The sequence below is a fragment of the Azoarcus sp. KH32C genome (assembly GCF_000349945.1).
Taxonomy (GTDB): Bacteria; Pseudomonadota; Gammaproteobacteria; order Burkholderiales; family Rhodocyclaceae; genus Aromatoleum.
Map to the genome: position 1 here is coordinate 1,184,013 of NC_020516.1, position 13,482 is coordinate 1,197,494.

Annotated in this window: 11 protein-coding genes; 7 read left to right on the top strand and 4 right to left on the bottom strand. The window is 63.5% G+C overall.

Features of this window, described 5'->3' with window-relative positions:
• Positions 1–13: 13 nt before the first annotated feature.
• Positions 14–1,906 (top strand): propionate--CoA ligase, encoded by a 1,893-nt coding sequence (locus AZKH_RS05360; protein WP_015434721.1) that lies wholly within the window; start codon positions 14–16, stop codon positions 1,904–1,906.
• 65 nt (positions 1,907–1,971) lie between these two features.
• On the opposite strand, the gene AZKH_RS05365 is transcribed toward AZKH_RS05360, so the two are convergent.
• Positions 1,972–2,757: a PEP-CTERM/exosortase system-associated acyltransferase gene (locus AZKH_RS05365; RefSeq protein ID WP_015434722.1), complete on the bottom strand. Its 786-nt coding sequence runs from the start codon at positions 2,755–2,757 to the stop codon at positions 1,972–1,974.
• A 243-nt stretch (positions 2,758–3,000) separates the two neighbouring features.
• Between AZKH_RS05365 and AZKH_RS05370 the strand changes: the two genes are divergently transcribed.
• Genes AZKH_RS05370 through AZKH_RS05390 form a run of 5 tightly spaced genes read left to right on the top strand, consistent with a single transcriptional unit; the run spans position 3,001 to position 8,162 of the window.
• A complete protein-coding gene (locus AZKH_RS05370; protein WP_015434723.1) occupies positions 3,001–3,888 on the top strand; it encodes a ThiF family adenylyltransferase in 888 nt (295 codons plus the stop codon).
• The gene (locus AZKH_RS05375; protein WP_015434724.1) at positions 3,881–4,963 is read left to right on the top strand and encodes a nitroreductase family protein; all 1,083 of its coding nucleotides are present in this window, start codon (positions 3,881–3,883) and stop codon (positions 4,961–4,963) included. Before AZKH_RS05370 ends, AZKH_RS05375 begins: the two co-directional genes overlap by 8 nt.
• A 26-nt stretch (positions 4,964–4,989) precedes the next feature.
• Positions 4,990–6,627, top strand: a complete 1,638-nt coding sequence (locus AZKH_RS05380) for an FAD-dependent oxidoreductase (RefSeq protein ID WP_015434725.1) — start codon at positions 4,990–4,992, stop codon at positions 6,625–6,627.
• Positions 6,624–7,424, top strand: a complete 801-nt coding sequence (locus AZKH_RS05385; RefSeq protein ID WP_015434726.1) for an SDR family oxidoreductase — start codon at positions 6,624–6,626, stop codon at positions 7,422–7,424. The genes AZKH_RS05380 and AZKH_RS05385 overlap by 4 nt, the downstream gene beginning before the upstream one ends.
• A gap of 39 nt (positions 7,425–7,463) precedes the next feature.
• Positions 7,464–8,162, top strand: coding sequence for a DapH/DapD/GlmU-related protein (locus tag AZKH_RS05390; RefSeq protein ID WP_015434727.1), 699 nt, complete (start codon positions 7,464–7,466; stop codon positions 8,160–8,162).
• An 80-nt stretch (positions 8,163–8,242) separates the two neighbouring features.
• Here AZKH_RS05390 and AZKH_RS05395 read toward each other — a convergent pair whose 3' ends face one another.
• Positions 8,243–9,169, bottom strand: coding sequence for a PEP-CTERM sorting domain-containing protein (locus AZKH_RS05395; protein WP_015434728.1), 927 nt, complete (start codon positions 9,167–9,169; stop codon positions 8,243–8,245).
• A 623-nt stretch (positions 9,170–9,792) separates the two neighbouring features.
• On the opposite strand from AZKH_RS05395, the gene AZKH_RS05400 reads away from it, so the two are divergent.
• A complete protein-coding gene (locus AZKH_RS05400; protein ID WP_015434729.1) occupies positions 9,793–11,406 on the top strand; it encodes a hypothetical protein in 1,614 nt (537 codons plus the stop codon).
• A gap of 82 nt (positions 11,407–11,488) precedes the next feature.
• On the opposite strand, the gene AZKH_RS26665 is transcribed toward AZKH_RS05400, so the two are convergent.
• Positions 11,489–12,526, bottom strand: a complete 1,038-nt coding sequence (locus AZKH_RS26665) for a glycosyltransferase (RefSeq protein WP_015434730.1) — start codon at positions 12,524–12,526, stop codon at positions 11,489–11,491.
• Positions 12,527–12,723: 197 nt separating this feature from the next.
• Positions 12,724–13,389 (bottom strand): lytic transglycosylase domain-containing protein, encoded by a 666-nt coding sequence (locus AZKH_RS27155; RefSeq protein ID WP_015434731.1) that lies wholly within the window; start codon positions 13,387–13,389, stop codon positions 12,724–12,726.
• Between the last annotated feature and the right edge of the window lie 93 nt (positions 13,390–13,482).

Consider the following 13,482-nt stretch of genomic DNA (forward strand, 5'->3'; position numbering starts at 1 on the left):
GGGAGAGGAACCCATGTCCAAGTATCAGGAATTTCACAGCCGTTCCATCGAGCAGCGTGATGAGTTCTGGGCCGAGCAGGCCAAGCTCATCGACTGGAACAAGTCCGCCGAACAGATCTGCGACTTTTCGAAGCCGCCGTTCGTGAAGTGGTTCAAGGGCGGCGAAACCAACCTTTGCTACAACGCCGTCGATCGCCACGCCGCCCAGCGTCCGAACGACCGTGCGCTGGTCTATATCTCGACCGAGACCGAAGAAGAGAAGGTCTACAGCTTCGCCGAGCTGCAGCGCGAGGTCGAGCGCATGGCCGCGATCTACCAGGATCTCGGTGTCAAGAAGGGCGATCGCGTGCTGATCTACATGCCGATGATCGCCGAGGCCGCGTTCGCGATGCTGGCCTGCGCGCGGATCGGTGCGATCCACTCGGTGGTGTTCGGCGGCTTCGCGGCCGGCTCGCTCGCGACCCGTATCGACGACGCCAAGCCCGTGCTGATGGTGAGCTCGGATGCCGGCATGCGCAACGGCAAGCCGGTGCCGTACAAGCACCTCGTCGATGAGGCCTGCAAGCTCGCCGAATTCCCGCCGAAGAACGTGCTGATCGTCGATCGGGGCCTGGACAAGGGCTTCGCCAAGGTCGAAGGGCGTGACGTCGATTACGCGACGCTGCGCGCGAAGCACATGGACGCCAAGGTCCCGGTGACCTGGCTCGAATCGACCGAACCGAGCTACATCCTCTATACCTCTGGCACGACCGGGAAGCCGAAGGGCGTGCAGCGCGACACCGGCGGCTACGCCGTCGCGCTCGCCGCGTCGATGAAGCATATCTTCACCGGCGACGCCGGCGAGACGATGTTCGCGACCTCGGACATCGGCTGGGTCGTCGGCCACTCGTACATCATCTACGGGCCGCTGCTGGCGGGCATGGCGACGATCATGTACGAAGGCACGCCGCTGCGCCCGGACGCCGGCATCTGGTGGAGCATCGTCGAGAAGTACAAGGTCACCGTCATGTTCTCGGCGCCGACCGCGGTGCGCGTGCTGAAGAAGCAGGATCCGGCCTTCCTCAAGAAGTACGACCTGTCCTCGCTCAAGCACCTCTTCCTCGCCGGCGAGCCGCTCGACGAGACGAGCCACAAGTGGATCATGGACGAGCTGGGCATCCCGGTCGTCGACAACTACTGGCAGACTGAAACCGGTTGGCCGATGCTCGCGATCTGCCGTGGCGTCGAGCAGAGCCCGATCAAGCTCGGCTCCCCCGCCTTCCCGGTCTACGGCTACGACCTGCGCATCTACCGTGAGGACGGCACTGAGTGCGGCGCCAACGAGAAGGGTATTGTCGGCATCGTTCCGCCGCTGCCGCCGGGCTGCCTGTCGACCGTTTGGGGCCAGGACGACCGCTTCGTGTCGACCTACTTCAGCACCTTTGCCGATCCGGTGATCTATTCGTCGTCCGACTGGGGCATCAAGGACGAGAACGGTTACTACACGATCCTCGGCCGCATGGACGACGTGATCAACGTCGCCGGCCACCGTCTGGGCACCCGCGAGATCGAAGAGGCAATCCAGGCCCACACCGCGATTGCCGAGGTCGCGGTCGTCGGCGTCGCCGACCAGCTCAAGGGCCAGATGCCGATGGCCTTCGCCGTGGTGAAGGACGCCACGCGCGTCGATAGCCCCGAGAAGCGTGTCGAACTCGAGAAGGAAGTGATGAAGACGGTCGACAACCTGCTCGGCGCGATCGCGCGTCCGGCGCGTGTGCACTTCATCTCCGGTCTGCCGAAGACGCGGTCCGGCAAGATGCTGCGCCGCTCGATCCAGGCGCTGGCCGAAGGCCGCGATCCGGGTGATCTGACGACGATCGACGATCCGACCACGCTGGAGCAGATCCGCGACGCGATCGCGGGCTGAGCCTTCCGCCATCGCAAACGAAAACCGCGCCGGATCCGGCGCGGTTTTTTTTCGTCCTTACTCCGTCAGGTGCCGGTTTTGCTGGCAGAGCTGCCCGCGATCGACGTCTCGCCTTCGTAGCCCGCTTCGATTTCCTCGTGGATCGTCCGCCACATCGGCTTGAGGAGGAAGCGCATGCCCTTGATGATGCTCTGCACGTCCATCATCGACGGGATGCGCGTGCCGCGATGCTCGACCGGTCCGCCGATCTGTCGCACATCGACGCCCAGCTTCGCGAAATGGGCGGCAAGTCGGGGCTCCGTGAGAATGAAGAGGGTCTCGATTCCGCTGCGGGCCGCGAGGGCGATCGCGCCCAGATATAGCCCGATCGGGATGTACGGAAAACGCGGGTGGATGACGCTGCCGAAGTCCTCGTCGTGCACCGGCACCGCTTCCGTGTGTTCCCCTTTCCGGCGTCGGAATGCTGCGCGTACCGCGAGGCGCGACACTTCGGCGATCCGATCCCGGTCAAGACGTGCCGGGTCGATGATCGAACGGTCGATCGTTGCCGCGCAGGTCCTTTCGAAAGGGAGCAGGTAGTCCGGGTCGTTCGTTCGGGCAAGGACCACGCGCGTGCAGCCCACTGGGATTTTCGCTTCGTTCGCGGTTCGCAGCAGGCAGTGCAGGCTGTGGGCATCGTGCTCGTCCGTCTCTCGTCGATCCGGACGGACGGGTTCGAAGCCGAGCTCTTCGCAATACACTTCGTGCCGCACGCGGTACACCGCGTCGCGCAACGAGTCGTCGGTGGCCGGGGAGATTTCGAAGTATTTCCTGAACCCGTGGCCAAGGTTGAAGCGGTCGAACAGAAGCAACGGTATTCTCCTCGTTCTGTTGCCGGCGTATGCATCGGGACGGATCGCCCCGGAGCCTCTCTTGGCGGGCCTTATGCGGGCCCCCGTGAACGCGGTAGGTGCTCGTTAATCATAGTCCAAGTTGGTATCCGCGGGGGTGTGTGAAATTGCGGAAAGTGGTGATCCGCAGTCCAAAAATGGCTGTTTCTCTATTGGCATGGATTCTCTATGATGATGTGGAGGACACACCATCCAGGGAGAAGCATGGTGAGCACCTTCGACTACGATGCGGCATTTGCACGCAATCTCGGTTGGGTCACCGAAGAAGAACAGAAGACGCTGAGACAGAAGCGGATTGCGATTGCGGGCATGGGCGGCGTCGGAGGCGTGCACCTCACGACCCTCGCACGGCTCGGAATCGGTGCCTTCAACATCTCGGACTTCGATACCTTCGACCTCGTCAATTTCAACCGCCAAGCGGGTGCGACGATGGCCGCGCTGGGGCGCCCGAAGGTCGACGTTCTGGCCGAGATGGCTCTTGAGATCAACCCGGAGCTGAAGATCGAGCGTTTTCCGGAAGGCGTGTCCGACGCGAATCTCGATCGCTTCCTCGACGGCGTCGACCTCTATGTCGATGGCCTCGATTTCTTCTGCTTCGAGGCGCGCCGCGCGACCTTTGCCGCATGCCGCAGGAAGGGCGTCCCGGCGATCACGGCCGCGCCGCTCGGACTCGGGGTCGCGTTCCTGGCTTTCATGCCCGACAGCATGAGTTTCGAGGATTATTTCGGCCTCGAGGGATGCGACGAGTGGGAGATGGCGATCCGTTTCCTGCTCGGACTGTCGCCGGCGATGCTGCAGCGCTCCTATCTCGCCGATCAATCGCGCGTGAATCTTGCCGAACATCGCGGTCCTTCCACCGTCGCCGCGTGCCAATTGTGCGCAGGTGTCACCGCGACGGAAGCGCTGAAGATTCTCCTCGGGCGCGGAATGCTGCGGCCGGCGCCCTGGGGCTACCAGTTCGACGCCTACCGCAATCGCCTCGTGCGCACTTGGCGTCCGGGTGGAAACCGCAACCCGATCCAGCGGCTCGCGCTGTTGATCGCGCGAGGCCAGTTGCGTCGCATGCAAGGCGGAGGCGAACGCCGTGGCTGATCGCGCGACGCTGATGGAGATTCTCGATCTGGCGCGCTGGGCGCCCAGCGGGGACAACACGCAGCCCTGGCGATTCGAGGTCGTCGATGACCGGCAGATTGCAGTGCACGGATTCGACACCCGCGATCACGTCATTTATGACCTGGACGGTCGTGCCAGCCAGATTGCCCACGGGGCCCTGCTCGAGACCTTGAGGGTAGCAGCGACGGGGCATGGGCTCGCTGCTCGCTGGTCGCTGAGAGCGGGATCTTCGGACAAGGGGCCGATCTACGACGTCGTGCTCGAGCCTTCTGCCGATATCGCGCCCGACCCCTTGATCCCGTCGATACGCAAGCGTGCCGTTCAACGTCGCATGATGAGCGCGCGCCCCCTCTCGATCGAGGAGAGGCGGGAACTGGTGGAGGCGGTAGGCCCCGATCATTCTGTCCTGATGTTCGAGTCCCTCTCCGAGCGATTCAAGGTGGCGCGCCTGCTGTGGGACAACGCGCGCCTGCGGCTGACCTGCCCGGAAGCCTACCAGGTGCATCGCGACGTGATCGAATGGGATGCGCGCTTCAGCGTCGACCGCATTCCAGATCAGGCCGTCGGCGTCGATCCGATGACGGCGAAGCTGATGCGGTGGGTCATGCAAAGCTGGGAGCGTGTCGAGTTCTTCAATCGATACCTGTTCGGCACGGTTGCTCCGCGGATCCAGCTCGATTTCCTCCCCGCGATGGCCTGTGCCGCGCATCTGCTGCTTCTGCCCCGCAACCCGCTCCGGACGATTGAGGATCATGTCCGCACGGGCGAGGCCATGCAGCGGCTGTGGCTCACCGTGGATGCACTGGGCTTGAACCTGCAGCCGGAGATGACGCCGGTGATCTTTCGCTGGTACGTCCAGGCGGGGCGTTCCATTTCGGCGACCAAGGGCATCGACGAGGGAGCCGCGCGGCTCGCCGCGTCTTTCGACGCGTTGGCCGGTGCCGATGCGGCGGCGCCCTTTGCCTTCTTCTGCCGCGTCGGTGCGGGTGCCGGGGCGACCGCTCGTTCGCTTCGCAAGGAGTTGCGCGACCTGATGGTGCCCGCGCGGTCGTAACAGGCACCACATTCACGAGGGGGCGAATGAACGACATCGATCTGGACGGCAGCGAGTGGGACGCCGTCATCGTCGGGACCGGCATGGGCGGCGCAACCTTCGGGTATGCATTGGCCCGGGCAGGCTGGCGAGTGTTGTTTTGCGAACGGGGGCGTTCGTCGCTTGCGGGGAGGGATGCTCTGCGCGATGTCTATCCGGAAATGCGCTTCGGAGAAGGAGGACGGGACGAGCGCGACGTGCTGAGCGCGGCAGGGCGCTACGTGGTGCCGATCGACGATCTGTCCTCGGGGCGGTCGAAGCGCTTCCTGCCTTTCATGGGCATGGGTACCGGCGGGTCGAGCGCGCTGTACGGAATGGTCCTCGAACGCTTCTTCCCCGCCGATTTCGAGCCCAGGCGGCATTATCCGGATGCTGAAGGCTCTACGTTGCCCGAGCGATGGCCTATCACGTACGCCGATCTCCTTCCTTACTACGAGGCCGCAGAGCGCCTCTATCGGGTCCGCGGCACGCGCGATCCCCTGCGCCCGGACGCGTCGATGCAGCATGCCGAGCCGCCTCCGATGTCGGCCGCAGCACGGGAACTTGGCGAAAGTCTGGCGAGCCAGGGGCTGCATCCTTACCAACTGCCGCTTGCATGCGAGTACGTGGCCGGATGTCGCGGCTGTCAGGGTTATCTTTGCGGGTCCGGGTGCAAGAACGACAGCGCACGCGTGTGTCTCGCGCCGGCGCTGGCCGCGCACGGGGCTCGACTCGTGGACGAATGCGAGGTCGTTCGGATCGATGCCGACCGCGAGCGGGTGACCGGTGTCATCTGTCGACGAAGGGGAAAGGAGTTCCGGGTGTCCGGCCGGATCGTCGCGCTGGCCGCGGGGGCGCTGGCCACCCCGTCGCTGCTGCTGCAGTCGCGCAGCACCGCTTGGCCGGACGGCGTGGCGAACGATTCCGGCCTCGTCGGCCACAACCTGATGCGTCACTACATCGATCTGTACGCGGTCTTTCCCAAGGCCAGGCCCGATGCCGACGGCAACGCCAAGGAATTCGGATGCAATGATTTGTACCTTGCCGATGGCGTCAAGCTCGGGGCGATCCAGTCTTTCGGGAAGCTGCCGCCCGGGGCGATGATTGCGAACGATCTGCAGCGCGACCTGCGCCAGCAGGTGCATCCCGCAGCTGCAGCGGCGTTCGGGCTCGTCAAACCGATCATGCGCCCCATCTTTGACCTGCTGTTCTCGCGGGCGACGATACTGGCGACGATCATCGAGGACCTTCCTCAGCCAGAAAACCGGGTGCTTCCGCCCGCGGGCGCGGCGGGCGAGGGTATATCCATTTCGTATCGCGTGAATGCGCGCGAAGGAAGCCGAATAGAGAGGATGCGCGAACACATGAAGAGACTGCTGCGGCCATACCGGCACCTGTTGATCAAGCAGGCTGAGAACAACGAACGGATCGCGCATGCATGCGGCACTTGCCGCTTCGGCGACGATCCGGCGTCGAGCGTGCTGGACGCGAACAACCGCGCTCACGGCCTGGCGAACCTGTATGTCGTCGACGCATCGTTCTTCCCGTCGAGCGGCGGAACCAACCCGGCGCTGACCATCGCCGCGAATGCGTTGCGCGTGGCTGACCATCTGCTCGGCGAGGCCGGGGCCAAGGCGGTGGCATGAAGCTCGACGAGATGCGCGGGGCGTGGGCGTTGGTGACCGGTGCGTCTTCCGGAATCGGCAAGGAGTTCTGCACGCAATTGGCGGGGAAGGGCTTGAACCTCGTCCTGGTCGCACGGCGGGAGGACAGGCTGCAGACCCTTGCGGCCAGGCTCGAGCAAGACTTCGGGATCCGCACGCTGGTGATCGTTCAGGACCTCGGCGCTGCGGACGCTGCGACCTTGGTTGCCGGACGAGTGGCGTCTGCGGGCATTCGCGTCAGGCTGCTGGTGAACAATGCGGCCTTCGGCCGTTGGGGCCGTTTCGAGGACACGCCGCAGGCCATCTATCGGGACATGCTGGCGGCGAATACGACGGCCCTGGTCGAGCTCACGCACGCGCTGCTGCCCGACCTCGCCGCGGGGGCCCCGAGCGCGATCATCAACGTCGCATCGGCCGCGGCCTACCAGCCGGTTCCCTACATGGCGGTCTATGCCGCGACGAAAGCCTTTGTGCTCAGCTTCAGCCAGGCACTGTATGGCGAATGGTGCGAGCGTGGCGTGCTGGTGCAGACGTTGATACCCGGCGCCACCGACACGGAGTTCGACGAGGTGGCCGGGGCCTACGCGAGCGCGATCGCGGCGCGCGGTTCGGCAGCCGACGTGGTTCGCGATTCGATCCGCGGGCTGGAACGCGGATCGCCTGTCGCCGTGAATGCGCCCGGGACTTTCAAGCAGCGGATGTTCGCCGGCCTGTTTCCGGCAAAGTTCGTCATCTCGCAGGTCGCGAAGATGTTCCGGCCGCCGAACGAGCGGCTTTGACCCTGTCCCCTGCGACCGTATCCTCCGGAGTGCCAAACCATGCGCAAGATCACGCTCGCCCAGAGTCTGTGTTTCCTCGTCCTATTGTTCTCAGCCTGTGGCCTCGGCATCGGCACGACCGCACTGCTGTTGGGGGGCCTTCCGCTCGGGGACTTCCGCGGTGTCGTGCTGGTCGCAGCGGGGGGCGTGCTGATTTACGCTTTCGCGATCGCGCTGCATCGCGCCTTCCTGTTCTTCGTACCGCTGCGCCCGGGCTACCTCGCTCCCGGTTCCAGGGAGGAGTTTGCCTATCACGTCTATCTGCTCTGTTACCTGGTCCTCTTCCAGCCGCTGACGCGTGGCCTGTTCGTGCCGGTGCCGCTGATGCGGGTGATCTATCTGGCCCTGGGCGCGCGCCTCGGCACGAATAGCTACAGTGCCGGTACGATCCTGGATCCTCCGCTCACGAGCGTCGGCGACAACTGCATTATCGGGCACGATGCAGTCATGTTTTCACACGCCGTCGAAGGCGATGACCTGTCTCTTGCGCCTATCGTTATCGGCAACAACGTCACGATTGGTGCCAAAGCGGTGATACAGCCCGGTGTCGTGATCGAGGACGGCGCGATCGTTGCCGTGAACGCGGTCGTATCGAAGGGAACGCACATTGCGGCGGGCGAATTGTGGGGCGGAATTCCTGCGCGCCGCATCAGGGAAGCGGGCGCCGGACCGGACCGTCGGAATTCCTTACGCAATTGACCCGAGCCGGTTTCGCCACAAAAAAACGGGAACCCTCGTAGGGGCTCCCGTTTCCGCGTGATCTAGCCGGTGGCGGTCGTTCAGGCGGCTTCGACGCGACGGCGGCGATTGAACATGCCGAGTCCGCCGAGTGCTGCACCGAGCAGCGCGAGCGTGCCGGGTTCCGGAACGGTAATCGAGCTGTTTGCGTCTGCCTGGAACTGGAAGTTCAGGTCAGAGCCGCTACTCTGCGGGCAGCCGTTGCAGGTGCCGATGTTGTGGGCGACGTCGCCGTTCGCGATGCCGTTGGACGAGAACAAGGCAGACGGATCAACCTGCCTGAACGGATCGACCAGCGACGAGTTGATCGCGGTGGTGATCAGGTCGCCGAGATTGAAACTCGGGAAGAAGGCCGAATCCCAGTTCGTGATCAGCCAGGTCAAGTCGGTCGATCCGGAGCCGACAACCGTCAGCGTGTTCGGAGGTCCTGCGTAGTTATTCGTGCCGAACTGGTCGAACTGCACCGTCCCCGCCGCCGGGTTCACCGTAAAGTTGGAGCTTTGAACCGACTGCAGGGTACCTTCCAGTACCAAGGTTCCGGTCGTGAAGCCCGTGCCGGCAAGGTTATTGCCGTTAGTCGGGGTCGCGTAGATGCGGAAGAAGCTGCTCGTGTTCGGCGTCGCTGTGAAGGTCGCATTCAGGCCCCCATTCGTCACGGTCGCCGTCTCAAAGAAGCCCGCCACTGCCGTAAAACGCAAGCCGCCTACGCCGCTGGTGTACAGGATGTTGTTCCCGTCAGTCAGCGTGCCGAGGTTTGCTTGATAGAGCAACTGCACAACGTCGCCAGTCTGCAGCCCGCCAGACGGATTGCCTCCCACCGCAAGGGCGTTGCCCGGCAGCCAGTCCAGGGTCGTTACCCCGGCGATTGTGCCGCCCGCCGCGCCGCCATTGACGTCAACCGTAAATGCCTGCGCCGAACCAGCCATTGCGCAGAGAATGCTTGCTGCCAGGATTGTCTTCTTGAACATGATGTGTATCTCCCGCTTCTTAACCAGCCACCGGCACCACGAAGAGTTGCGTCGCGATGTTCCTGACTAGGCCGTAGCACTCGCTGTGCCAGGAAATTGAAAATCATTAAAAAACAATGTGATGTGGTTTGACCGCGGGGGCTTCTGAGACTGGCGTCCAGGTGACTGTAAAGTTTTTCGACGCCGGCGCGCCGGTGGCGGTTGGGCGGTGCCGCGCCTTGAGAAGCCGTCCTGCGGCGCAGCGGCGATGGCGCCGTCCTTAAAAAAGCAGATACCCGGGAACCAGGGGTCGTGTCCTACGGTGGTCACGGCAGGGAACTTCGGGCCTTTCGGGGAGTAAATGAACGCGTGACGTCTATCACGGGGTCTTCAAAAATGCTGTTCGAGTGTGACGCATTGCCGCGTTGGAAGCCCCTTTTTCTGTTCGGAAAATTTTACACCTTCGATGGGAATGGGCCTTCGGTTGAGCTTGCTTATCGGGCTATTCTATTGAAAATAAAGGTATTCGTTGGTTATGGTGCGAACCATGCTTGACAGTGTACGTCTCCCGTTGCTCGGGATTCGTGGCGGTTGCGCGTTAGCCCGGCAGATGCTTGCCAACACTGAAATCAGCGGAGGTTCCCATGAAAGTCCCAAGAAATATGCGCCAGACGGCGATTGCGCTGGCGCTCTGCGCACAGGGGGCATTCTCGTTTGCGGCAGATCCGATCATGTTCTCTCCGGGTGGAACGGGGCTTACGGGAGCCATTCCACTTGGAATGCTCGATTGGTTGCCGGGTAATGCCCTTGCGGTGAATGGCAATCCTGCGGGCGGGTTGAATGTCGGTAGCATTATTCATCTGCTTTCCCATGCCAAGCTCGGTGTGATCGTCGATCAAGATGGCGACTTGCACTCCGTCCCTAGCGGCGAGATCACCTTCGTCGCCGGGTTTGGCGAGGCTGTAAATACTTTTGAGCTTACTGGGACCGGGTCTACGACCACCTTCGCTTTCAACTCGTCGGGCTCGAACTTCTTCGAGATATGGTGGAGTCCAACGGCCGATTCGAACATGTTGGCCGGCACCGGATTCAACACCGGTTTGGCGGGTACGAAGCGTATCCTCTATGGTGTCGTGACCGACAGTACGGGGGGCTACAGCGGTGGCAGCCCGATCGTGACTCTGGACCAGTTTGGCCCGAACAATTACCCCGCCATTCAAACCATCACGGGGTCGGGCAGTACGCAACTGGCGGGCGTGATCATCAGCGCCGACCCGGACTTCTTCCCGGGACTGACCCAGGCGCAGATCGAAAGCATGAAGGTGTTCTTCAATACGTCGACGGTGACCCCGTACAGGCAGACGAATCCTTCGGCAAAGTTTGTTGATTATGGCGTCGTCGGCAACACGGTAACGATGAGTGCCACGACCGTCGGGTCGGTTAATGGCGGCTTCCATGCTTCGGGTCCGGATCTGCACTTCGTGCTGCAAGCGGACGCGAACCAGCGCTTCGAACAGGGTGAGGTGATTGAAGGCGCTTGTAGGGTGACCTACGGTGGCAACGACAAGAACGGGAACGCCGATCCGAACAAGTTCGGCCCGACTTGCTCCGAACTTCCCAACGATAACTGCTATACGTTTGGCGGTCAGGTCGGTGCGCCGACCGCGGACAAGAGCAAGGGTGGACCATTCGGCGAGCACACGCACAACCAGAAGAACGGGCCGGCGGGTGAGTTCACATTCCGGGCGGGTACCCATAGTGCGCCGAAGACGACGCGTATCACGGATACGGTATGCAAGGACCCGGGCGCGATCAAGCCGGCCGAAGCCAATGCCAAGTTCAAGCAGATCGACTTCGAGGGGACGGGATCGTTCAACTTCCCGAACAGCACCGCAGGCACCAAGGCGAAGAACTACCTGATCGCCCATGGCGGCCCCTCGGACATTGGCAGCGCCAATTCCAGCGACAAGATCTACTACTTCCGCGTCGATATGGTGGATTCAGGAGAGCCGGGCAACCAGTTCAATAGTGACCCGGCTGTGATCGCCCAGTGCAAGAGCTTCCTCGCGGCCGACCAGAACAATCCACTGGCCACCGCTGACCCCTTGCTGCTCGACTACGTGGCAAGCGGCGCGGATTGCCCGGACGTCTATCAGATCCTGATCTGCCCGACCGATCAGCCCTGCGACACGCCGATGTATGCCGTGCGCGGCTTCCTGACCGGTGGCAACATCCAGATGCACAAGGTCATCAAGTAAGCACAAGTCTTTCTCCCGCCGCAAGGCGGGAGATTGTCTCCTCTGCATCGATTGTGCGCCCGCAAGGGCGCATTTTTTTGCCTCAGGGCTTGCCGGTGCGAGGGGTGTTCGCGTGCTGCGCGATCGCCGCATCGAGTGCCTGGTGAAAACCCTCCGCGGCGCGACGTGCGCCGAAGATGCGGCCGATTTCTGCGGCCCGTCCCCTGCATTGCGAGTCGGTCAGCAGTCCCTGGGCGGCGCTGCGCAAGGTCCGAACCGTGGCATGCTCGGGACGCAGCGCGAGGCCGGCGCCGTATGCGACCACGCAATCCATGTTCAGGTGCTGGTCCAGGTTGAACGGGATGCCGAGCACGGGCACTCCGCAAGCGAGGGCCTGATGGCTCGTCGGGCTGCCGCCGTTACAGATCACGAGATCCGCGCGCGCACTCATCTGCGCTCCGGGCAGGTAATCGGCAACCGTGACGTTTGCCGGCACGTGCTCGAGCCGTGCCCCGGCCGAGGCGACGGCAACATGGCAATCGAGCTCGGATAGCGCTTCGAGAATGACCGGAAGGAGTGCGCCCGATCCGGAGCTTCCGAGGGTCACGTAGACGAGAGGTCGGCCCGACGCGGCGGGAGGAAAATCCGGCATCGGCAGCTCGGGCGACCACTCGACGGGGCCGATGTATCGGTGCGTGTCAGGCAGGCTTGAGGTCGGCACGAGTTCGGGCACGTCGGCGTACAGCGTCATGTCGGCGTCAGTGTAGACGCGGCGCAGGTCGAGCCCCAGGCTGGGAAGTCCATATTCGCGGCGCAGCAGGTTCAGCGGGACGGTGTGCCAGGCGAACGCGAAGGGGCGGCCGAGCGCGAAGAAGGCGGAGGCGAGCGGGACGCCCAGGATTCGCGCCATCGGCAGACTGGGCATCGGGATGCGGCGGCGCGACGCGTAGGGGCTCCAGTAGGCGTTCGAGAGCGCGACGTAAGGAATGCCGGCGACGCGCGCACTGACCGACAGCGACAGACGGAAGTCACCGACGACGACGTCCGGCTTCACGCGCTCGAGCAGTTCCAGGTCTTCGGGGACGTATTGCCTCAGCGTGCTCAAGGGGTAAAGGCGGGAGCCTTTGGCAAGACGGGACATGAAGAGCCGCGGCTCGATCGAGTTGATGGGCTCGCGCGGCCAGGGCCACTCGGGGAACAGGCGAAGGTAGGTGTCATTGCAGGCGAAAACGACTTCCCACTCCTGCGCATCGAGACTGCGGGCGAGAGCGTAGGGGCGGGCGACGTGGGCGAGTGTCGCCGCTTCGGCAATGAAGAGTAGGCGCCGTCTCGATCTTGTCAGGGCCGCATCTCCTGCGAGGATCGCGATTGTGCGTTGACGCGCCGCTGGAAGCGATCCAGCACTTTGGGCACGTACGCGCGGGTTTCGGGATATGGGGGAACCGTGTTGCCGTAGCGGCTGACTGCGCCTTCTCCGGCGTTGTATGCGGCCAGTGCGAGTGGCAGGGTGTTGAAGCGATCGATCAGTTCGCGCAGGTAACGGGCGCCGCCGGAGATGTTCTGACGCAGGTCGAAGGGGTCGTTGACGCCGAAGCGCGAGGCGGTCTGGGGCATGAGCTGCATCACGCCGAGCGCGCCTTTCGGGGAGCGCGCCCGTTCGTTGAATCCGCTTTCGACGGAGGCGACGGCTTCCAGCAGCGCCGGATGCACACCGGTTTCGCGCGCGGTATCGTGAATCACCCGGCTGATGGCCTCGGGTGTGCCGCGCATCCGGGGCGCCTCGGGCAGGATACGGGGGGCGGTCGACGGCTGGAAGCGCGTACCCGGTATGGCGCGATGGCGGGGGTCGCTCGGCGCGTCGCTGAAGTGCGAGATGCCCTGATCGTCGACAAAGGCATAGAGCTGCTGGGCGTGTGCCGCATGGGCACCCAGGATGGCGAGAATCGATGCGAGCACCCGCAAGGGGGCCACCACGCGAGCCCGTATACATGACGAAAGCGTCATCGGTGCAGTATCCTCTCGCGACAATTCCGGCATCGTGGTCGGTCTGTCCACATCGCTACCCCGTCAGGTAATGCGCAGCATGTTCGGCAACTA